The sequence below is a fragment of the Snodgrassella sp. ESL0253 genome (genome assembly GCF_013344965.1).
In the GTDB taxonomy this organism is placed as follows: Bacteria; Pseudomonadota; Gammaproteobacteria; order Burkholderiales; family Neisseriaceae; genus Snodgrassella; species Snodgrassella alvi_B.
Window position 1 is genome coordinate 60,539 of the sequence record NZ_JAAEDQ010000003.1, and the last position, 21,338, is coordinate 81,876.

General features: G+C 43.6%; 13 protein-coding genes and 2 tRNA genes. 7 read left to right on the forward strand and 8 right to left on the reverse strand.

The window, feature by feature from the left end:
- Positions 1–134: 134 nt before the first annotated feature.
- On the forward strand, positions 135–1,880 hold the full coding sequence (locus tag GYX26_RS03475; RefSeq protein ID WP_174828093.1) for a hypothetical protein: 1,746 nt from the start codon (positions 135–137) through the stop codon (positions 1,878–1,880).
- Positions 1,864–3,567, forward strand: coding sequence for a hypothetical protein (locus GYX26_RS03480; protein WP_174828095.1), 1,704 nt, complete (start codon positions 1,864–1,866; stop codon positions 3,565–3,567). The genes GYX26_RS03475 and GYX26_RS03480 overlap by 17 nt, the downstream gene beginning before the upstream one ends.
- A 198-nt stretch (positions 3,568–3,765) precedes the next feature.
- Here GYX26_RS03480 and GYX26_RS03485 read toward each other — a convergent pair whose 3' ends face one another.
- From GYX26_RS03485 to GYX26_RS03495, 3 genes are all read right to left on the reverse strand, one after another.
- Positions 3,766–4,992: an RtcB family protein gene (locus GYX26_RS03485; protein ID WP_174828097.1), complete on the reverse strand. Its 1,227-nt coding sequence runs from the start codon at positions 4,990–4,992 to the stop codon at positions 3,766–3,768.
- Between the two features lie 50 nt (positions 4,993–5,042).
- Entirely contained in the window at positions 5,043–6,617 is a 1,575-nt protein-coding gene (locus GYX26_RS11375; RefSeq protein WP_238791224.1) for a slipin family protein, read from the reverse strand.
- A gap of 279 nt (positions 6,618–6,896) precedes the next feature.
- Positions 6,897–6,969: transfer RNA gene (locus GYX26_RS03495), tRNA-Trp, on the reverse strand.
- Positions 6,970–7,289: 320 nt separating this feature from the next.
- Here GYX26_RS03495 and rtcR point away from each other — a divergent pair.
- Positions 7,290–8,918, forward strand: coding sequence for an RNA repair transcriptional activator RtcR (gene rtcR / locus GYX26_RS03500; RefSeq protein WP_174828099.1), 1,629 nt, complete (start codon positions 7,290–7,292; stop codon positions 8,916–8,918).
- A 130-nt stretch (positions 8,919–9,048) separates the two neighbouring features.
- On the opposite strand, the gene galU is transcribed toward rtcR, so the two are convergent.
- The 4 genes from galU to ampD form a co-directional block, all read right to left on the reverse strand.
- Positions 9,049–9,921 carry a UTP--glucose-1-phosphate uridylyltransferase GalU gene (gene galU, locus GYX26_RS03505; RefSeq protein WP_100101232.1) on the reverse strand — a complete coding sequence of 291 codons (873 nt, stop codon included), beginning with the start codon at positions 9,919–9,921 and terminating at the stop codon, positions 9,049–9,051.
- A gap of 5 nt (positions 9,922–9,926) precedes the next feature.
- A complete protein-coding gene (gene ligA / locus GYX26_RS03510; protein WP_174828101.1) occupies positions 9,927–12,347 on the reverse strand; it encodes an NAD-dependent DNA ligase LigA in 2,421 nt (806 codons plus the stop codon).
- Between the two features lie 91 nt (positions 12,348–12,438).
- Positions 12,439–13,701, reverse strand: a complete 1,263-nt coding sequence (locus tag GYX26_RS03515) for a cell division protein ZipA C-terminal FtsZ-binding domain-containing protein (RefSeq protein WP_174828252.1) — start codon at positions 13,699–13,701, stop codon at positions 12,439–12,441.
- A 106-nt stretch (positions 13,702–13,807) separates the two neighbouring features.
- A complete protein-coding gene (ampD, locus tag GYX26_RS03520) occupies positions 13,808–14,392 on the reverse strand; it encodes a 1,6-anhydro-N-acetylmuramyl-L-alanine amidase AmpD (RefSeq protein WP_174828103.1) in 585 nt (194 codons plus the stop codon).
- 256 nt (positions 14,393–14,648) lie between these two features.
- On the opposite strand from ampD, the gene GYX26_RS03525 reads away from it, so the two are divergent.
- The 4 genes from GYX26_RS03525 (at position 14,649) to GYX26_RS03540 (ending at position 18,779) form a co-directional block, all read left to right on the forward strand.
- A tRNA-Phe gene (locus GYX26_RS03525) sits at positions 14,649–14,724 on the forward strand.
- 314 nt (positions 14,725–15,038) lie between these two features.
- Complete coding sequence (locus GYX26_RS03530) at positions 15,039–15,860, forward strand: hypothetical protein (protein WP_174828105.1); 822 nt, start codon at positions 15,039–15,041, stop codon at positions 15,858–15,860.
- Between the two features lie 340 nt (positions 15,861–16,200).
- Positions 16,201–16,521, forward strand: coding sequence for a helix-turn-helix domain-containing protein (locus tag GYX26_RS03535; protein ID WP_174828107.1), 321 nt, complete (start codon positions 16,201–16,203; stop codon positions 16,519–16,521).
- Positions 16,522–16,913: 392 nt separating this feature from the next.
- Positions 16,914–18,779, forward strand: a complete 1,866-nt coding sequence (locus GYX26_RS03540; protein ID WP_174828109.1) for an AMP-binding protein — start codon at positions 16,914–16,916, stop codon at positions 18,777–18,779.
- A 73-nt stretch (positions 18,780–18,852) separates the two neighbouring features.
- Here the strand turns inward: GYX26_RS03540 and GYX26_RS03545 are convergent, their stop codons facing one another.
- Positions 18,853–20,967: a condensation domain-containing protein gene (locus tag GYX26_RS03545; protein ID WP_202984274.1), complete on the reverse strand. Its 2,115-nt coding sequence runs from the start codon at positions 20,965–20,967 to the stop codon at positions 18,853–18,855.
- Positions 20,968–21,338 lie beyond the last annotated feature (371 nt).

The window sequence follows — 21,338 nt, forward strand, 5'->3', positions numbered from 1 at the left end:
ATCCCCTTATCACACCCAAAAGGATGGCTCAGCCATCCTTTTTTTGTTGCCGGTATCATCTGCATACCGATTCTTATAAATAATGATAAAATTTCTCAAGATTAATGAATTATTGATTTTTAAAAGGTTATCGAATGGAAACTATAAAGGATAAATTATTACCTGTAGCAGGGAGCGATACTTTTTTAGAAACTTTTCATCAATTATATCGAGAAAATCTAGAGAAAAAAGATAATTTTATTCAAGAGATTGCATATTTACATAATAATAAATTAGTAGATATAGTACGTGAATTTAATAATTGTAATAACTCAGGTCTAAATCCTATAACTATTTGTCAACTTTTTGGAGAAATTTTGCCTTTGCTTCAAGCAGATATTCAAGATGTATTAAATTGCATAAACCATCTTATATTGAAAACGAACAGCGATTTTTTTGTATTATTTTTTGAATCTCTGGAAGAATTTTGTGCAATGGATATTGCTCGTTGTGATAAGTTATTAGATATTTCTTTAGCAAGCAAGGTTGATGATTATTTTAATCTTTTAGTTTTAGCAATTATTGTTGGTAGTCGCTTGCAACTTAATACCTATGTTGAAAAAGCCATAGAATTACTTAATAATAAAAATAAAGTTATTATAGAAAAATCTTTGTTTAGTTTGAGTAAAATAAATTACCAATCAAATAAAAAATTAATTAATAAAGTCTTCAATGCAGTTAAGACTATGGCCACTAATGGCTCCAATAAATATTATCCCAATATCTTAAAATCAATATTATCTCTTTATATCCAAAAAAGAGATTTGGAGAAGCAAACAATAGAATTATGTTTATTTATTTTTAAAAATGAAGATGAAAGATTAATTCAAACTGCCGCGGAAATATTGCGTGAGACAGAAAATGATTTACCAAAAATTATATATGATATTTTGCTAAACGTGTTATTTAAAGTTAATCCTAAAGATACACTAACGCTCAATTATATAGATTTAATTTTGTGTAATTTATTGGAATACAATAGAGAAAAGGATTTATATATATTTTTAGAAGATTTATTAATAAAAAATAATAATCTATCCATAAAAATATTTCCTTTATTTATACACAAGCTACTAAATAACAAAACAGATATTTTAAATATATTAGTTACACGTTGGTTTCTTTCAAGGAAAATAGTACTTGCAATAGCTGTTGCTGAAATAATAGAGGATTGTAATGCTGAAAAAATTTATTTAGCAAGTGATAAGATACAATTGCAAGGCTTACCTGAAGGAACTTGCTTATTTGTAGCCCGAAAAGCTTGTGGTTGGCTATTTTACAATGAAATAAGCGCCGTGAGTTTTATTGTTTCTTTAATAGATATTGCTACAGATAAAGAACTAGAAGCAATTTCTTCTTTATTATTTAATCCTTTATTTATTTGCTACCCACAAAATATAAAAGAATATTTCGAAGAACTGCTACAGCAGGAAATACCAGAAAAAACTGCAATGGTTATTAATCAATTATTGGCACAGCAAGAATCATTTTTTAAAAATTTAAATGATAATGCTGGTATTTCTGAATTAAAACCCAGTTTGTCTCAAAGAGCTCAGCTCAAGCAACATTTGTCAAAGCTTATGAATGATGCTTATAAAGAAAAAACTGGTAAAAATTCAATATTGCAAATATTTTCTCATCAGACTATTTTATATGGAAATTCTTCTATTTTTTATAGACATAATAATCCTGAAGGTACCAATAAAACCAGAGAAATCAGAAAATTCCAAGAATTTAGCCACAATCTTACTTATCCGGTTTTAGGAGTTTTAGATCCACATACACTTAGCCTTAATTTAGGGACATACAGGACTGAGGATTGCAATGAAATTAATAATTAAAGAGTATTTGGCTTCTTTAAAAGAAAGAAAAGAGCTGGATGTATTATTGCCGGATTTACTATCACAGATGGGATTGATAGTTTTTTCAAAAGCCGGTATTGGAAATCGCCAGTATGGAGTAGATGTAGCTGCTTATGGCAGAATTAATAATGGTGCGGAAAAAATTTATTTATTCTCGATAAAATCTGGCAATCTGGGTAGAAGAGACTGGGATGCAGGCCAACCCACAGATTTAAGGCCTTCATTACAGGAAATACTGGATGTTTATGTACCAACACACATACCCAACGAATATAAAGATAAACCAGTAGAAATATGCCTTTGTTTCGGAGGAGATTTAAATGAAGATGTCAGACTGAATGTAACAAGTTTTATTAAAAACAGTACAGTTGAAGGTAAGATAACTTTTAGTGAATGGAGTGGCGAAAAGCTGGCGCAGTATATCGAGCAATATTTACTAAAAGAAGAGTTATTGCCAAAGCAATATAGGAGCTATTTAAGAAAATCTCTTGCTATGCTAGATGAACCTGAAATTTCTCATACCTATTTTAAACAACTAGTATGTTTGTTAAAGAAAAATACAGAAACACAAAATAATAAAAACACACTGACTTCTGTTAGACAACTTTATATCTCTCTATGGATTCTGTATGTGTGGTGTAGAACCGGTAACAATTTAGAGAGTGCCTATTTATCCAGCGAATTTGCTGTGTTGAACGCTTGGGACATTAGTAAAGAATTACACAAAAATAATGGAAAAGAAAATAAATTCATTATAGAGGTGTTAGTAAAAATAATCAGGCTGCATACACAAATACTTTTTGATTTTATTCTTAAATTAAGGCCACTAATATTTAATTTATATGGCGTTTCCCATGCTATCAATTCTTCTTGTTCTGTAGATGTCAATATTAAGCTTTTTGATATTCTCGGAAGATTGTCCTTAGCTGGACTGTGGATGTATTTTGATTTAGAAAATTTAAAATTATTAAATGCTAGTGAAAAAGAGCTACAATTAGCTGAAAATGGATTATTAAGTATTCAAAACTTACTAAAAAAATTAATATCGAATAATCCCTTATTGTATACCCCATATAAAGATGATCACGCCATTGACATAAGCATGGCAATATTTTTGTTGGCATTAAATAAACAAAATCAGGAATGTATAATAGCATGGTTAATACATATGTCATTCATGATTTCTTTTTTGTTTAGGAGTCATGGATATTATCCAAACAATATCCATGATTATCACAACCTTATAGAACATCCTAAAGAGGCAACAGAAGACTATCGGAAAGAAGTAACCAAAGCTAGTATTCTATATCCCATGCTTGCTTTTTTTGCGGGATTATTTAAGTCGGATGAAATTTATCAAGCTGTCCAAAATATATGTGCAGATTACCTGCCTCACTGTACTTTACAGCTTTGGTATCCTGACCAAGCTTCCGAGCAATATTTTTATAATGACGAACAGCCACATGGTGCAGCTTTTGCTAACTTTTATTTAACAAAACTAGACAAAGAAAATTTTTTACAATTAGTATTAAATGAATGTAATCAAAGCCAAGATTTTTATGAACTTTCAGCCATTAAAGAATCGTGCTGGCCAATTATTATGATTGCCTGTAGATATTATAGGTTACCTTTACCACTGCACTTTTTTAAAGATAAATTTTTATAATTTTGTAGATATGCCACTATCACTATAATATTACTATGTCAAAAGAAAATCCGGCAAGAAATTTCTATAAAAATGTCTGTCCTATTTACTTCTGATTATAAAAAAGATGGCACGGCCATCCTTTTTTATTGCAATGATTATATTCAGTAGCCAGTCTGAGCTGGCTAAATACCTGATACAGCAAAACTAGCTGAATAATCAGCCTTTGACGCAGATAACCTGACGCAATTGATGCCTGATTTCCACCAGCTCCTGCTGTGCCTGCATCACGGCATCGATATCTTTGTACGCCAGTGGAATTTCGTCAATGACTTCTGCATCTTTACGGCACTCTACATGGGCGGTGGCCTGCATCTGGTCGGCAACGGTGAATCTCCTTTTGGCTTCGGCACGGCTCATTACCCGCCCTGCCCCATGCGAACAGGAATGAAAGCTTTCTGTATTACCTAAACCACGCACAATATAACTTTTTGCCCCCATTGAGCCCGGAATAATCCCCAGTTCGCCCTCGCGTGCAGAAACTGCCCCCTTTCGGGTAACAAATACATTCTGGCCAAAGTGCTGTTCTTTCTGCACGTAGTTATGATGGCAGTTTATTGTTTGCAGATGCGTGGTAAATGGCACATCTATCACTTGGCGTAATGCAGCAATGGTGTTGTGCATCATCACTTCACGGTTTAAGCGGGCAAAGTCCTGCGCCCAATGCACAGCTTCCAGATAATCACGACAATATTCCGTTCCTTCAGCAAAATACGCCAGATCGTTATTGGGCAGATAGGTATCAATAAAATACTTTTTCATCTCTTTTTGCGCCAGCTGACTGAAATATTGACCAATGGCATGGCCAATACCACGTGAACCGCTATGCAGCATAATCCATACCTGATCAGTTTCATCCAGACAAACTTCGATAAAATGATTACCGCTGCCCAGTGTACCCAGATGATGCAAGCTATTGGCTTTTAAAAAGCGCGGATATTTGCTGGTGAGTTTTTCAAATCCGGGCAATAACTGCTGCCAGTACTCTTGTACAATCGGTGGCGGATTATGCCAGCTACCTTTATCATATTTTTTATTACCCGGGGTGGAGCCATGCGGTACGGCTTTTTCAATCGCCAGCCGCAATGGCATTAAGTCTTCCGGCAAATCCTGTGCGGTAAGCGACAACTGTACCGCCATCATGCCACAGCCGATATCTACGCCAACCGCAGCCGGAATAACCGCGCCGGTGGTGGGAATCACGCTACCAATGGTAGAACCTCGTCCCAGATGCACATCAGGCATCACTGCAATATGCTTAAAAATAAAGGGCAGTTGTGCGGTTTCAAGCAGTTGTGTTTTGGCGATATCTTCTACTGGTACGCCTTTAGTCCACATTTTTACCGGACGGGTTTTATCTTCTTTTAATACTTCATATTTTTGCATTTTTATCTTTCATTATTTTTCTGTTTAATCAATCAGCATAGGTTAAGCTGCTATTTCGCCTGAATGTTAATCAAACCATGTAATAACTGATCCAGACCACCCACAACTGAAATTTTGTCGATGCGTTCAGCAATGCGTTCCAGTGTTTCCATTTCTTTCAGGCGTAAAGCCACCGGATTGTTTTCCATTACTCTGGCGGTATTCAGCAGGGAACGGGTGGCGGAAGTTTCTTCGCGGCGACGGATTACATTGGCCTGTGCCGCTTTTTCAGCCTCCACTACCTGCGCCAGAATGGTTTTCATGTCGCCCGGCAGAATTATGTCTTTCACGCCTACGCTAATGGTTTCAATTCCATAGCCTGTCATATTCGCCTGCATATGCGCATTGATGACTTCATCAATCACGTCCTTGTTTTCCAGTAATTCATCCAGCGTGCGGGTACCAATTGCTTCGCGTAACGCAAATTGCAATTGCCGGTACAACAGTTCCACAGGCTGGGCAGCTTTGGCAAAAGCAGTTAATACATCGGTATAGCACCAGTTGGCCACCAGATTGATGCGCAGATTTACTTTGTCGCGGGTTAGAATTTCCTGCCCGGAGATTTCGACGGTCTGTAAGCGTGTATCGACGATTTCAACACTGATTTCGCGGTTAAAGCGCCAGTAGGCGGTGATGCCGGCATCCAGTAGCTGCTCTACTTTACCATTTACTTTTAATACACCAACATGATAGGCCGGCACCTGCGCAATCAGCACGCTGCTGTCACCAATCACTTCCTTTTGACGCAATTTAGGCTGTAATAATTGCTGCACCATTTGCTCAGATAGCTGATAGCCAGCAGCCAGCTCGATAGTCTGCATGTGCTGCTTGCAATTATTCTGCCAATATAATCTTTTTGTTCCCGGCGGCAGGATTTCCACCAGTAAATCGTCTTCAAAGCGTAAACCGGCCTGATTGGCACCTACCTGCATCTGCACACAGAATTGCTGCATCTGCTCCGGTGCATTCTGCTCAATCGTGGCGGCCAGCAGGTCATCGATACGGTTGTCCTGTAATTTGAATTTTCCCAGTACAAGCTTATGCTTGAATTCGCACAAGCCAATTACAGATGTGGGCGGAATAATCTGCACAAACTGGTTATCCACAAACAGTGTACCAATTTGTTCGTCCACAAAATAATGCAGTTTTACATTGTCTATACCGGTAATGAGTCTGGCGGTATTTTTGGCCTGTATCAGTTCCAGTGCTACTTCATCCGGCAAGCGGTAGCCCTGCTGCAAAGTGACTTTTTTAATCGATTGTGCTTTATAACTCTGCCAGTACAATGCTTTGGTAGCGGGCATGATAATCTCTACCAGCATGTCTTCTTCATAGCGCAGGGCAATTTCATTATCCGCCACATTGACATAATGACAATATTTTTCTACTAGTTGCGGATAAAAATTTAGCAGTTTTTCGGCGATGTTCGGCTCGATTTCAGTATCGGCCAAATCCACCAGAGAATACGTTATTGCAGAAAAAGGATCCCAGAAAGTATGGCGGCCGGCGGTAACAATGGTATTAATTTCATTCCGTTTATTAATAACAGCCAGCTCACCTTTTTTTACATCGATTATGGTCAACATATTAATTCTCCTGTCTATTGCAGCCAGTAAACAGGATGAACACAATCAAACGGATTAAGTAACGAAATAACAGGGGAAAGATTCATCACCATAACCTAATCACTGCCTGATTATGGTTAATAAATATTTTGCCTGCTATCCGGTTTTTTTACCCAGACAAAAACAACTATAGCTGAGTTTGCCCGGTTAACCGGTTTTTCCTGTGCCTAAGCTTTTACTACTCTGCTTATTCCCATTTACTGACTGGTATTGCTTAATACTACAAGTATTACTATGTGATTTTTGAAACAGGAATCGAACCTGTCACAGATTGGTTTGGTACCAATTGCTCTATCCAGTGAGCTTTTCAAAAATACTCCGTGAAAGGGAGGTGTCTTTTATACTCAGGAATACATGTTGATAATGCAAATGAATTGGCCTTGCGGCGAATCCGGCAGCATTCGCTATGCACCTGACTGCCATATCAGACAGCATGTATTGCAGACACTGGCTTTATTGCAATTACTGTACCAACAGGTAAATTTTTTAGGTAATTTTTATAAACCATTATTTTTCTTAATTAAATAATTAAATTTTAAAATTATTTGCCAGCCATTTATTGCTTAAACCCAACATGATTTTATAAATTTATATATAATTTTATTTATATTTATAAACCAGTAAAATAATCCCATGAACAGGAAAAACGTTGTATTCGGCTTTTTAGGTAATGTGCTTGACCAGCGCGGTAAAGGCAGAAAACGCTGGGGGCGCTGGCGGCCAACGGTTGATGTCTGTAATCATCCGCAACTGCCGGTATCCCGCTTTGAGCTGCTTTATCACGTTAATGATAATGAGTTACTGGCTGAAATTATTCAGGATATTAAAACCATTGCTCCGGATACACAGGTTAATCCGGTTGCAGTGGATATACATGACCCGTGGGATTTTGAGGAGGTATATACCTGTTTACTGGATTTAGCCAAAAGCTATCAATTTGATTATGAACAGGAAAATTATTATTTAAATATTACTACCGGCACGCACGTTATGCAGATTTGCTGGTTTCTGCTGGCAGAATCACGCTTTTATCCGGCCAGACTGCTGCAATTATCGCCGACCAAAGGAGCAGCACGGCATGAAACGGCGCTAACTGAGCCGGCAGAGCATCAACAGCTATGCAGCCGCGGACAAATCAACATCATTGACCTGAATCTGAACCGCTACGACCAGATTCTGACCCGCTTTCAGCAATACGCCGGCCAGGCTACTGAATTACTCAAATCTGGCATTGCCACCAGAAACCCGCATTACAATCAGCTAATTACTGAAATAGAACAGGTAGCCAGCCGCTCCCATGCGCCTATCCTGCTGTGTGGCCCTACCGGCGCCGGTAAGTCATTTCTTGCCCGGCAAATTTACCAGCTTAAGCTGAATAAGCATCAGATAAGCGGCCAGTTTGTGGAAATTAACTGCGCTACTCTGACTGGGGATAATGCCATGTCAACTTTGTTTGGCCATAGCAGAGGTGCTTATACGGGTGCCAGCATGGCTAGAAGCGGCCTGCTCAAACAGGCTGATAACGGCCTTTTGTTTCTGGATGAAATCGGTGAGCTGGGGCTGGATGAACAGGCTATCCTGCTCAAAGCCATTGAAGAAAAACATTTTTATCCATTGGGCTCGGATAAACTGGTTTCCAGCCAGTTTCAATTGATTGCCGGCACCAATAAAGATTTAAAACAGGCAATTGCCTGTGGCGCATTCAGGGAAGACTTATATGCACGGATTAATTTGTGGAGCTATCAATTACCCGGGCTGGCAGAACGCAAAGAAGATATTGAGCCGAATATTGATTTTGAGCTGGCGCGCTATGCACAGGAATATGGCACTATGCCACGCTTTAATCAGCAATCCAGAACCCGCTATGTAAGCTTTGCCACTTCAGCTACCGCACGATGGACGGGCAATTTCCGTGAGCTCACTGCTTCCATTACCCGCATGGCTACACTGGCCACGCAAGGTAATATCACTTTGGCACAGGTTGAAGACGAAATTCGGCGCTTACAGCAACACTGGCAGCAGACAACACCCGCCGATGCGCTGATTCCGGCTGAAATTGATGAATTCGACCGCTATCAGCTAGAAAAGGTGATTGAAGTATGCCGCAAAAGCCGAACCTTATCCGAGGCCGGCCGCTATCTGTTTGCTGTATCACGGGCACAGAAACAGCGTGCCAATGATGCCGACAGGCTGAAAAAATATCTGGCCAAATTTGATTTAAGCTGGGAGCAGATAAAAGATAGTGGGCATCACGTCATTTAGAAGCAGCATAACTGCTTAAACTTGAATATCAGGTGATTTATCTGCAATAACTATCCTTGATAGCTTACCCTGAAATCATAACCACAATAAATCAGACTGCCTGCAAAGCTGTAAGCAGGCAGTCATTCTATTAACACACCATCCGTTGCAACAATTTCTTAAAGTCTTCACCCACCAGAGGGTGCTTCATTCCATACGCCACTGTTGCTTCCAGATAGCCAAGCTTATCGCCACAATCATAGCGTCTGCCGGCAAAAGCATAAGCTATCATCTTCTGCTCGGTGAGCAAGCGGGCAATAGCATCGGTTAACTGAATTTCTCCGCCCGCGCCGCGCGGTAAATTAGTCAGAAAATCAAACACACGGGCAGATAAAATATAGCGCCCTACTACGCCCAGATGCGAAGGTGCTTCATCCGGATGCGGTTTTTCCACAATACTTTTGACATAATCAAAGCTATCTTCGCGGGCAGTTTCCACAATACCGTAAGCACCAGTCTGTTGGGGAGCAACATTTTCTACGCCAAGCACATTGCAACCAGTACGATGATAGACATCCATCATCTGGCTTAATGCGCCGGGCTGGGCATCAATCAGGTCATCTGCCAGCACCACCGCAAAGTTTTCTTTGCCCACAGCGGCACGGCTGCACAGCACCGCGTGTCCCAGCCCCAGTGCCGCCGGCTGGCGGATATACAGACAGGTGACATTAGGTGGCAGAATATCCTGCACAAAATCAAGTAATTTATTCTGATTGCGGTAGGCCAGCTCGGTTTCCAGCTCATACGCCTTATCAAAATGATCTTCGATGCAGCGCTTATTGCGGCCGGTAATAAATACCAGCTCGGTACAGCCGGCAGCCACGGCTTCTTCCACTGCATACTGAATCAGTGGCTTATCCACAATCGGCAGCATTTCTTTCGGGCTGGCTTTGGTAGCCGGTAAAAACCGCGTTCCCATACCTGCTACCGGAAACACACATTTACGGATTGGTTCTGCTTTCATCAGCTCTACTCTTTAATTCCCAACATAGCCATCAACGCAGCCTGATCCAGTATGGTAACACCAAGTGCCTCGGCTTTGGCCAGCTTGCTGCCTGCTTCAGCACCAGCCACGACAAAATCGGTTTTTTTCGACACACTGCCACTAACCTTGCCACCGGCTTCTTCAATATGCTGCTGTGCCACATCCCGCGACCAGTCTGGCAATGTGCCGGTTAAGACAAAAGTTTTACCGGCAACAGCTTCATTGGCTGCCGGCGCATTTTCTTCTGGCTGGCCGGCAAGTAATTGCTCACGTAAAGCAATGGTTTTTTGCAATAATAAGCGGTTTTCCGGCTGAGCGCACCAGTGTTGCCAGCTTTCCGGTAAGGCCTTGTCTGTTAATAGCTGCGCCCAGTCCATGCCCACCAGTTGCCACAGTTTCTGCGCCCGCGTTTCGGTTAAACCTGCGCCGGGCAGGCGTGCCAGTACCCGCTCAGGGGCAAAATACTCACGCAATGGTATACGGCGGGTTTCTGCCTGTGGTTCTACGCCGGCATCCAGCAATTCCTGCAATTGACCAGTCTGATCTTCCTGACTGAAAAAATACGCTACCGAGTGCGCCACAACAGTACCGATATCCGGCAAACAGGCCAGTAATGGCTCAGTAGCCTGAGTTAGCGTGGCCAAATCACCAAACGCCTGTGCCAACTGCCTGGCAGTGCGTTCACCCACATGAAAAATACCCAAAGCGTAGATAAGATTGGCCAGCGGACGCCGGCGGCTGGCATCAATACCGGCCAGAATATTTTCTGCCCAGCGGGAAGGTTGCTGTTTGGCCGCCTTACCGGTAGTGGATAAGGCCAGCTCATCCGCCGCTGCTTCTGCGCTATCCGCTGCTTCCTGCTTGGCCTGCTGTTTCATGGCCAGCAAATCGGCCAGTTGTAAACGGTATACATCGGCAAAGTGATGCACACGCCCCTGTGCGACCAGCAGCTCAATCTGCCGCTCGCCCAGATTTTCAATATCCATCGCCCGGCGTGACGCAAAGTGAATCAGTGCCTGTACCCGCTGTGCCTGACACAGCATGCCACCACTACAGCGTGCTACTGCCTCCCCTTCTTCGCGCACAATCTCATGCCCACAAACCGGACACTGTTGCGGCATACGGAAAGGCGGATACTTTGGCACAGCCTCTGCCGGCGTGAGTAAATCTATCTGTTCTTCCACCATTGGCCGCTGCGCCAGCACCACAGATACAATTTCCGGAATCACGTCGCCGGCACGCCGTACAATGACCGTATCACCCTCTCGCACATCCTTACGCTGAGCTTCACCTTCATTATGCAAAGTTGTATTGGTTACGGTTACGCCGCCAACAAATACCGGTGTTAAACGTGCTACCGGTGTTATCGCGCCTGTACGCCCAACCTGTACATCAATTGCTTCAACTGTGGTGAGCATTTCCTCAGCCGGAAACTTCTGCGCAATGGCAAAGCGTGGTGCCCGTGCCACATAACCAAGCTGTTCCTGCTGTGACAGATTATCCACCTTGATTACCACGCCATCGATGCCAAACGGCAAATCTGCGCGTATCTGATAAATCTGCTCATAAAATGCCAGTACCTTTTTGATATCAGCCTGATAACACAAGGTGTCCTGTGGCGGTATGGTCAAACCCAAACGCGCCAGCAGCGCCAGCTCTTCACTGTGACTATCCGGTACAAAATGCTCGTCCAGTCTGGCAATTCCGTAAGCATAGAAATGCAGGCGCCGGCGCGCAGTAATTTTCGGATCTAGCTGGCGCAAACTGCCGGCCGCTGCATTGCGCGGATTGGCAAATGCTTTCTGATTTTCTGCCTGCTGATGTGCATTAAGCCGCTCAAAATCCGCTTTCAGCATCAGCACTTCACCGCGCACTTCCAGCACGTCGGGCACATTATCGCCATGCAGACGCAAAGGAATATTCACAATCGTGCGTGCGTTTTCTGTTACATCCTCGCCGGTATAGCCATCACCACGGGTTGAAGCCTGTACCAGCAAACCATCACGATAAAGCAAGCTGATGGCCAGACCATCAAATTTCGGTTCTACAATATATTCAGGCTCAGCACCCAGACCATCGCGCACGCGCTTATCAAAAGCATGCATTTCACTATGGTCAAACTGATTATTATCGTTCAGCGGCGAAAACGCGTTATTCAATGACAACATGGGAATCTGATGCACCACAGCAGTGAATTTTTGCTGTGCCCGCCCACCCACACGCATACTGGGACTATCCGGCTGACGCCATTGCGGATACTGCTCTTCCAGCGCCTGTAACTCGCGGAACAGCCGGTCATATTCCGCATCCGGTACAGTAGGCGCATCCAGATCATAATACTCATGTGCATAGCGATTAAGCAGTGCAGTTAAATCAATAAGTTGCTGTTCGCTCACTGTATCCATTCCAGTTATTCCTTCAAGCAGCTAAAAAGAAAATGGCAACCCCCATTCTGCGGCTTGCCATCTCATCATAAAATTAAAAATACAGGCAATATCAGGAAAACAGCCTTTTCGTCAGCTCACTTCCGGGCTTCAGCTCAACCTGCTTCATTTCCTTCTGCCGGTCAACCACATAGCGGCGTACTTCACGCAACCACTCTGTGGATAACTCTTCCACTTTATCGTTGACCAGATCCAGACCTAGCTGACTAGACAGCTTAACGGCCATATCCATAAACTGATCAAAACATTTTTCGCCGTTCGGTATGTGTACTATATCAAATAACATACTGAATCCACGATAATTTTGATTTGCTAACAATGTAGAAGTAAACGGCGAGTTATCCAGCGTTACAATACTGAACAAAGGTTCACCATTACTATCGGCATAGTAGAACGCACCATCATGCCCCAGCTCAAACCCCTGCCGCTCAACCGCAGAGCGCAACTCCATACCACTTACATTAGTGCGTGATACCAGATGAATAGCAATTGTCTGATCAACGCGGGCACACAAGTCATCCAGTGGCCGCGCTATACTCAGGAAAGTATTAATATCCGTTAACAGTAATTGCCCATCCATTTGCTCGGCAAAACGGTTGGCCTGTTCACCAAAATTTGCCAGCTCTTCATGCGTGATCAAGCCACTGCGGCTAATGGCCTGCAAGCCAACCACAAATCCCTGATAATAAACACTGGGAATCGGCTCAGCCACCTGATAACGGTCATCCATGGTACAGCCCACCAGCCGAAAACGTGACCGGCTGCTCAAACGCGGCATGGCGTGCAGCTCTTTGGGCTCATACAAAGCAATATAAGCCAGATAATCAAAGCGCACATCAAACCATGGCAGCGGCTGTTTGGCCATATCGCGCAAGTCTAATAAAGTTTTGCGCCCTTTTACCGGAATAGTTCGTGATAATGATTCCATATCACTGTGTACAGGCGAGCTTTCTGGTGCTGCATCTTCGTTAGCGACAGGCAGCTCCGGTGGTTGCGCAGTGGCCACTGTTTCTTCCTGTATATGGCCATTACTGGCTTCAGGCACGGCTTCCTCACCTGTAGCCACAGATTCAGCCTGCTCGGTAGATGAATCGGCAGCCATACCCGCCTCATTTTCTGGCGGCACAGCTTTTTCATTGAGCACAGACTGTGCCTGAGCGCCATCACGTACAGAATTCACCTGACTGTCCAGTAAAGCATCCTTATTGGCGTGTCCAAACTGTTCACGCAATTGTTTGCGGTATTGGCTTTCCTGATAAATATTATAGACCAGCACTGCCAGAATGAACGCCGCACCCACTACCAACATAATCAATACAGAATCACTCATTACATTCCTACTAGGCAATTTGCGGAAGCCGCAGTTTAATTAACAGCTAAACAGAATTATAACCAAAAATACCCCTGCCGGCAGCCTTAAACTATAGTGGCCACTGATATTTCGTTATCACTGGCAAGCCCCATGCACGCAGCCTGTCCCATTGAAAAAAATGCCCCGGATCAGATTTGCGCCCCGGCGCTATATGCTGATGCCCGGTAATCGCCCGAATCGGATAACGCTCACACAGTGCCAGCAATAATTTATTTAACTGCGTATACTGCGATTCTGTAAACGGCTCAAAATCACAGCCTTCCAGCTCAATCCCGATTGAAAACGCATTACAGCCCTCTCGCTCGTCAAAACGCGATACTCCGGCCTGAAAAGCTGCATCGTCACAGGAAACAAACTGGGTTAATGCCCCGCTGCGCTCCAGCAGAAAGTGGCTTGATACCCGTAAGTTGATAAGCGAACGCATAAAATCATCCGGCTCATCCGCCTTAATCTGATTGGTAAACAGACGCTGCACGGCCTGTTGTCCATATTCAAACGGCGGCAGGGAAATATTATGCAATACCACCAGCGATACTTCAGCCGGCTGCGGGCGCTGGCTGAAATTCGGTGACGGCACATGCGTGCACTGCTGTAACCAGCCGTCGGTCCATAGCGGCTTTTGTTCGCCCTGCATCCTCTTCGCCTTTGTGATAAAAGTGCTTACCTTAATACAGCTTGGTTTAATCGTCCACATTTAGCGAAGAGAGAGGCCACAACCCGGAAAATAAGCTGCGATTAGCCCTAAACAGGTCAAACCAAAATCGTACATAGCACAACAAATAGGCAAAATCAGACTTTTTCCATTAAATAAACAGCCACATATACAATCTTACACATAAAATACTTGCCAAGAGAGTTTATATCTGGTTTAATGCGCACTCTTCCCCGATGGCCAGATAGCTCAGTCGGTAGAGCAACGGACTGAAAATCCGTGTGTCGGCAGTTCGATCCTGCCTCTGGCCACCATTAGTAACCGCTAAATGCGGTTATTTTTTTGTCTGTTAAAAGTATAAAAAGAAATCAGATAATCGCATAAAGTCTAAGATTTAAAATATAAAAAGAATTTTTCCATTTTAATGAAATTAGATTTATAAAAGTTGCTGATGCAATGAAATAACCATCAAATATTTCCCAAAATCAAACTACAATACTCTACCTACATAGTTATTCTGGAATCTGTAAAACAAATATTGTGAAATTTAAAATAAATTTTTAATTTATATCTGGAATAAAATATTTTTTAATTACCTGTCAGTTTGATGCAATTAAGGAATAAAAAAATGAAGAGCAAAGAACAATTAGAACCCATTGATTTTCTGTCTGAAGATAGTCATTCATATTCCATTTTTAAGATTGAAAAACAACTGAATGAGGCTAAAAACGAAAACGATAAAATTATTTATACCTGTGAGGCCATTGGGAAAGAAATAAAATCAGCACCAAAATTTATCTCGTTAGAGGCATTACTTAAAAAATATAATTCATTATATGGAAATAGCCATAAAACAAATAAAAAAATCAAAAAACTAGAATCTTTGCTAAAACCTACAATAAAACAGAATGAATTACTAACAAAAGAATTAAATGCAGCAAAGAGTAAAATTCAAAAACTGGAGGAACAAAAAGATAGTCCAGCACAGGCTGCAATCATTCATAATCTAACTCTTGACAATAAACAATTAGCACTACAAATTCAAAATTTACAGCTAGAATTAAGAACATTAAAAAGAACTAAACCTATTGTGGTAGAAAAAAATATTCGGGCTGAAAAAAAATTAAAGCGTCTGAATAATGCTTCTCTTGAATTAGAAAATGAGAAAAAAGAAGTTGCTAATACGCTCACAAGAAGAGCCAGCAAAGCTGGTAAAGCCAAAAAAAGCCCATACGAAAAAGTTGGTACCAAAGAAGCCATGAAAAAGTATTGGTTACAGGCAAAAGATGGTTTTATACAGCGAGGAGCAAAGCAAAAATTTATAGACGATATGCACGAAAAAGCGCTGACAAATATTTTACCTATGCCCAAAGATGCCAATTTAACCGACAAAACAATTAGAAACTGGATAAAAGATTTTGAGCAGGAAATGGGGAAATCATCAAGCTGATTCTGGAAATCAACACGCTATTTCAGGAAATCAGCATGCTGGTTCATTTAACTGATTCTTCGCGTTAATTAATCTTCTGCCTGTGTTTAACAGCCATAATAAAGGCAAGCAGTATGACAAATAAACCAGTAAAAGCAACTGTATTTTTCACAATCAAGGCTTTAGGTATAGATAGTACATGGGTCAAAACTATCTTAAATCATAAGTTTGATAAAGCACATTTTCTCAAACTTAGCCTGTTGCCTGTATCCAGCCAAGCATGGCTGGCAAATCAATATTACCGGCTGCATCCCTGTCTGATATCACCGCACAAGCTGTCAATAAATGCGGAGGGCAGATAATGAATAATACCTCTACTGCTGCTATTTCAGCCCAAAAACACAGTGATGCAGCCGCTCAGCCACTGCCAGACACCAGTTATGCCACTCAGCGCAGTTTTATCCTGCAATGTTTGCGTGAACAGCCGCATAGTACTTTGGAGCTGCGCGCATTGGGTATCTGTAGTCCGGCATCACGTATTAATGAATTACGCAATCAGGGCTATGTGATTGAGACGACGCGGCGGCATGAATATGATTCTGCCGGTGTGCTACACAGTATTGCTGTGTATACGCTGTTAGCCAATACCAACAGGCACGGCGCGATTAATTACGCTGAATAATCAGAATACCGCAATATGAGGAAGCGTTATACTATGTTTAATGCTTTCTCTATTGCCACTGTATTTCACAAACAGCTCCATAACTGGTTTTGACTGCAAAGCAGTTTCGATAATGTCGGAACTTTAATTCAGACAGGAATTACTGGTTGACTGCATCCGGCTATATCGAAAATCAACTCTTAAACTGCCGGATTGGGGAGATAGCAGCTTGTGTAAGCATCTGCTGGCTGGCGGCTGCAATGGATGTTTCTGATAAAAATTTTTTCTAATCATGCTGTTGCATATAAATGAAAATAATTATTATTATCTTTTAAAAATAGTTAAGCCTGTATAGAATGTTGTCTCTGGTGGATGGTAATCGGTTTCAGTCTATATTTTGGGAGAAAGCTTACATGCAATCTGATACTTCTGAATTACAGCAACAGCAGGTTTTTCAATCTGATGTGAATAATGTATCGGCACAGAATCTGCAAAGTGCGGTGATAGCGGCAGATGAGTTTCGTTTTCTGGAATATATCCAGCACAATCTGTTTGGTGGTGCTCTGGATAAAACGGCGCTGTTTTATGCTGGTGAGGCGATTAGTTATCCACAGGTGGGGCAGAATGTGGCCAGAATCATGCACGCTTTGCGACAAAAAGATTTACAGGCGGGCGCGGTGGTGGCGGTTTGTCTGCCCAAAAGTGCGCAGCATGTTTATGCTGTTTTAGCCTGTGCCCTGCTGGGCATTATCTGGCTACCGGTTGATATGGATGCACCTGAGGCCAGACGCGACTATTTGCTGTCTAACAGTAAGGTTGATGTGCTGATTGCTCAGGCACGGGTAGACGGCCGGCAATGTGTTTTGATTGATGAGGTGCTGGCGGCGCCACTGCCGCAGCAGCCTGAATGCTGCTATCGGCTGGACAGAAGTGCGGCTTATTATTTGTATACTTCTGGCAGTACGGGGACGCCGAAGTGTGTGGTGCTGAATAATCTGGCTACGGCCAATGTGCTCGGGCAGACGATTGGCAGATGGCATGTGCAGCAGGACGATGTACTGATGGCGGTTACGCCCTTTCACCATGATATGTCGGTATTTGATGTTTTTGCGGCGATGGCACTTGGCGCTTCGCTGGTGATTCCCACGCCGGCACAGGTTAAAGATGCGTGTGCATGGGCGCAATTGGTGGCTACTTATGGGATTACGCTTTGGGTAAGTGTGCCGGCAATTGTGGATATGCTATGCAGTGTGGCTCGGGTGGAACAGTTGCAATCGCTGCGTCTGGTAGCACAAGGCGGCGATTATATTAAGCCGGGGCTGATTCAGTATTTACGAGCGCATCTGCCACAGGCGCGTTTGTTTTCGCTGGGCGGCCCTACGGAAACCACTATCTGGAGTATCTGGCATGAAATCACTGCTGCAGATGTGGATGTGATTCCTTATGGCCGGGCTTTGCCACACAATCAATATTATATTCTGGATGAGCAGTTACAGCCGTGTGCGCTGGGTGAAGTCGGCCAGATGTATATGGCGGGGGTGAATTTATCCAATGGTTATTTGCTTGATGGGCAGTTGCTGACCGGCGATTTTGTGTCGCTGCAATGCGATGCGGGAAAAACTGCTTTGCGCATGAGTGATTTGGGCTATGTGCGTGCGGATGGGAATATTATTTTTGCGGGGCGTACTGAGGGTTATCTGAAAATCAAGGGGGTGCGGATTTCAGCCGCGGAGGTGGAAGCGGTGCTGGCTAAATCCGGCTGTTTACAGGATTGTGTGGTGGTGTGCTGTACCCATCCGGTTACTTCTATGCATGAGCTGGTGGCGGTGTATACGCTGCCACAGGGCGAGCAACAGGTGGATATTGGTGCATTAAAGGAAAGCTTAATGGCCAGTCTGCCCAAGTCGCATATTCCCACCAGATGGCTAGCTATTGAGGAGATTCCGCTCACGCGTAATGTGAAAGTAGACAGGAAGCTGGTGCAGCAGATGGCGCAGGAGCGTCTGTATCAGGCTGCGGCCGCAGCGGGGCAAAATCAGGCGGTGGCAGATGATGTTGTGGCTATTTTTCGTGACTGCCGCCCGCAACAGGCAGACGATGCAGGTGATATTTTTGTGCACACTGAGATTCTGACCATCGGTATGCGCCTGAAACAGTTGATGCGGGTAGCCAAGCGGATTGCTGAACAGTTTGATGTGCAGTTAGATGCGCCGGCGCTGGTGCGTTGTAAAACGGTGCAGGATGTGGTGCAGCAGGTGCAGCAGAAGATGCTGAATTAGGTTTGATAGTGCTGGCGCAAATCAAGTACTTAATTTTGGTTTTAAGTACTTGATTTGTTTTACGCGGGAATTTTTACTGGCTGGCACTTGGTGCTGATATCTGTACAGCCAGTTCACTTAATAGCTGCTTCACTTCACGGGCGATGCGCTCAACCACCGCGGTTGGATAGCGGTGTGCCTGATAGGTAATAATCATGCTCAGGTTATGCTGGTTATCAATCTGGTTTTCCATGATTTCAAAGTGCAGCCCAAACATGGATTCGTTGCGCTCGGGTAGTATCTGCCGGTAAGGGATGACGCCTTGCGGGGTGCTGAGCTGGCCGTTGAGGGCGTTGTTGGTATGGATATGGATGTAAACATCAAACATCAGGCCTTGGTTGGCGGGGATGCCGATTGCCTGCTGGATGTGGTTAATCGGGATATCGGCATAGGCCATGGATTCGTTGATTTGTTCGCTGGTATCGGCCAGTAATGAAGCGAAAGATTGCTGCGGGCTGAATTGGATGCGGTGCGCCACCATGGTGGTGAAGTAGCCGACGGTATCGAAATAATTGGGATCGGTACGGCCTGAAGCGGAGGTGCCAATCACGATTTCTTGCAAGTTGCCCTCTTTTTGCAATACGGTGGCAATGGCGGTGTAAAATACGCTGAATATGGAGGTGTAATGTGCTTTGGCAAAGGCGGAAATGTTGTGATGAAAGGCTGAATCAAAGTTAATTTGCAGCCATGCTACCTGTGGGGTGGTATTTTCTGCTGGCGGGGCGGCTGGATTTAGGGTTAAGCCGGTTACTGCGCCTTGCAGCCGGCTGCGCCAGTAGTCCAGATGTTGCTGGTTAATGCCGTTTTGCTGTTGCCTGCGGGCAAATTCGTGAATGCTGGGTACGCTGTTCGGCCATTCTGGTGCTTTTTCTTGCAGCCGCGCCGCATAGGCACGATTTAAATCGGCCATGATGGTATTTAAAGACCATTCATCTATTACCATGTGATGCACCAGAAACGATAAAACGGTGTGGCCGCTGGCGGCTTTGAACAGGCGGATTCTGAGCGGCAGTTCACGGGTAAGATCAAATTTGTAGGCGGCCTCAGTGGCTAAAGTAGCACCTTTGCTGTCGCTACTCGGCCAGAACCATTGATAGTGTTTCAGTTCGGTAACGGGAACGGTGTATTGCAGGGTTTGCTGCTGTGCGGTTTTAAACAGGGTGCGCAGGCCGGCATGGCGGATGATTAAATCATTAAATGCCTGTTGTAATGCTGCTTCATTAACCGGCTGCTGAAATTCAATGGCAAAGGGTAAATTGTAGATGGGGCTGAAATCAAAGGCGCTGTAAGCCTGCCATAAAAAATCCTGTGCCAGTGTTAGGGGTGCCTGCTGCGCAGGCGGTGCTTGAACTGCGGCGGCTACCGGCTGTGTCTGCCGGGCAATAGTGGCCAGTGCACGGGCTGTGGGTGATTTAAAGAAATCATTGAAGTTGAGTTTAATGCCATAGTTGTTCTGTAAGTTGCCAATCACGCGGGTGGCCAGCAGTGAATGGCCGCCAAAATCAAAAAAGTCATCGTCTAGAGTCATGTCTGGTTCGGCCAGTGTGTTTCTGAACTCGGCCAGTATGATGCCGGCCAGTGCTGCTGTGTTGTTATCCTGTGTCTGCTGTGCTGTTGGCGGGTTTAAGCTGCTTAAATCTATGGGGATGAGTTCGAGCCGCTGCTGTGAGCCGCTGAGATTGGTGTAGCTGCTCTGAATTGCTTCGATTATTTCTGCCAGTGTGTATTGTTGCGCCAGCACCGGATGCAGGCGTAAGGCCAGTATGATGCTGTTTTCTGTGCTGATTACGTTTGCCAGAAAAGGCGGGGTGGTTTCCGGCTGCCAGTGTTGCTGAGCCAGTATGGATAATAATTCAGTAACCTGCCCTTGCGGTGCTTGCTCATTCTGCACACAGGCTGTCCAGTCTGCCTCAGGGTATTTGTATAAATCGCCATCTTCGGTAAATTCATAGCGGGTATTCAAATCCATATGCATTTGCAGCAGGCTGTGGATGCTTTTATGTAGTATGGCTGAATCAGGCTGTGGATTCATCTGCCATGCTGCGAGCTGATATTTGACTTGTTCTGGTTCCTGCAATTGTTGCATCCAGATATATTCTTCATGCTCACTGGCTAAAGATGGTGCTGTTGCTGCATCTGTGTTTGACATGTTTTTTAATCCTATCTTGTCCTGTTGAAGACGAATAAGTAGCTGTTAATGAATGCCTGGGTGTTGATGAAACACGAGGAACGATGAATTTTTATTAACAATCGGAGGGATATGGGCTGTTTTCCGGCTACTGCGCCTGAGCATTTTTATTATTTAATGTTACTTTACACTTTGTTTTAAAATATAATACAATTGATTCTCATTTTCATCAATAATAATTGTTCTTAATTTTATTAAATATTTTTGCTCATGCTGATGAAATCGGTATGGGGATGGCATGGATATACAGAGCATACTTATGAGGAGAAGCAATGCGAGGTATGTATCAGCATATGCAGGAGCTAAAGTTATGTTGCTGGCTCCGGTTGTTT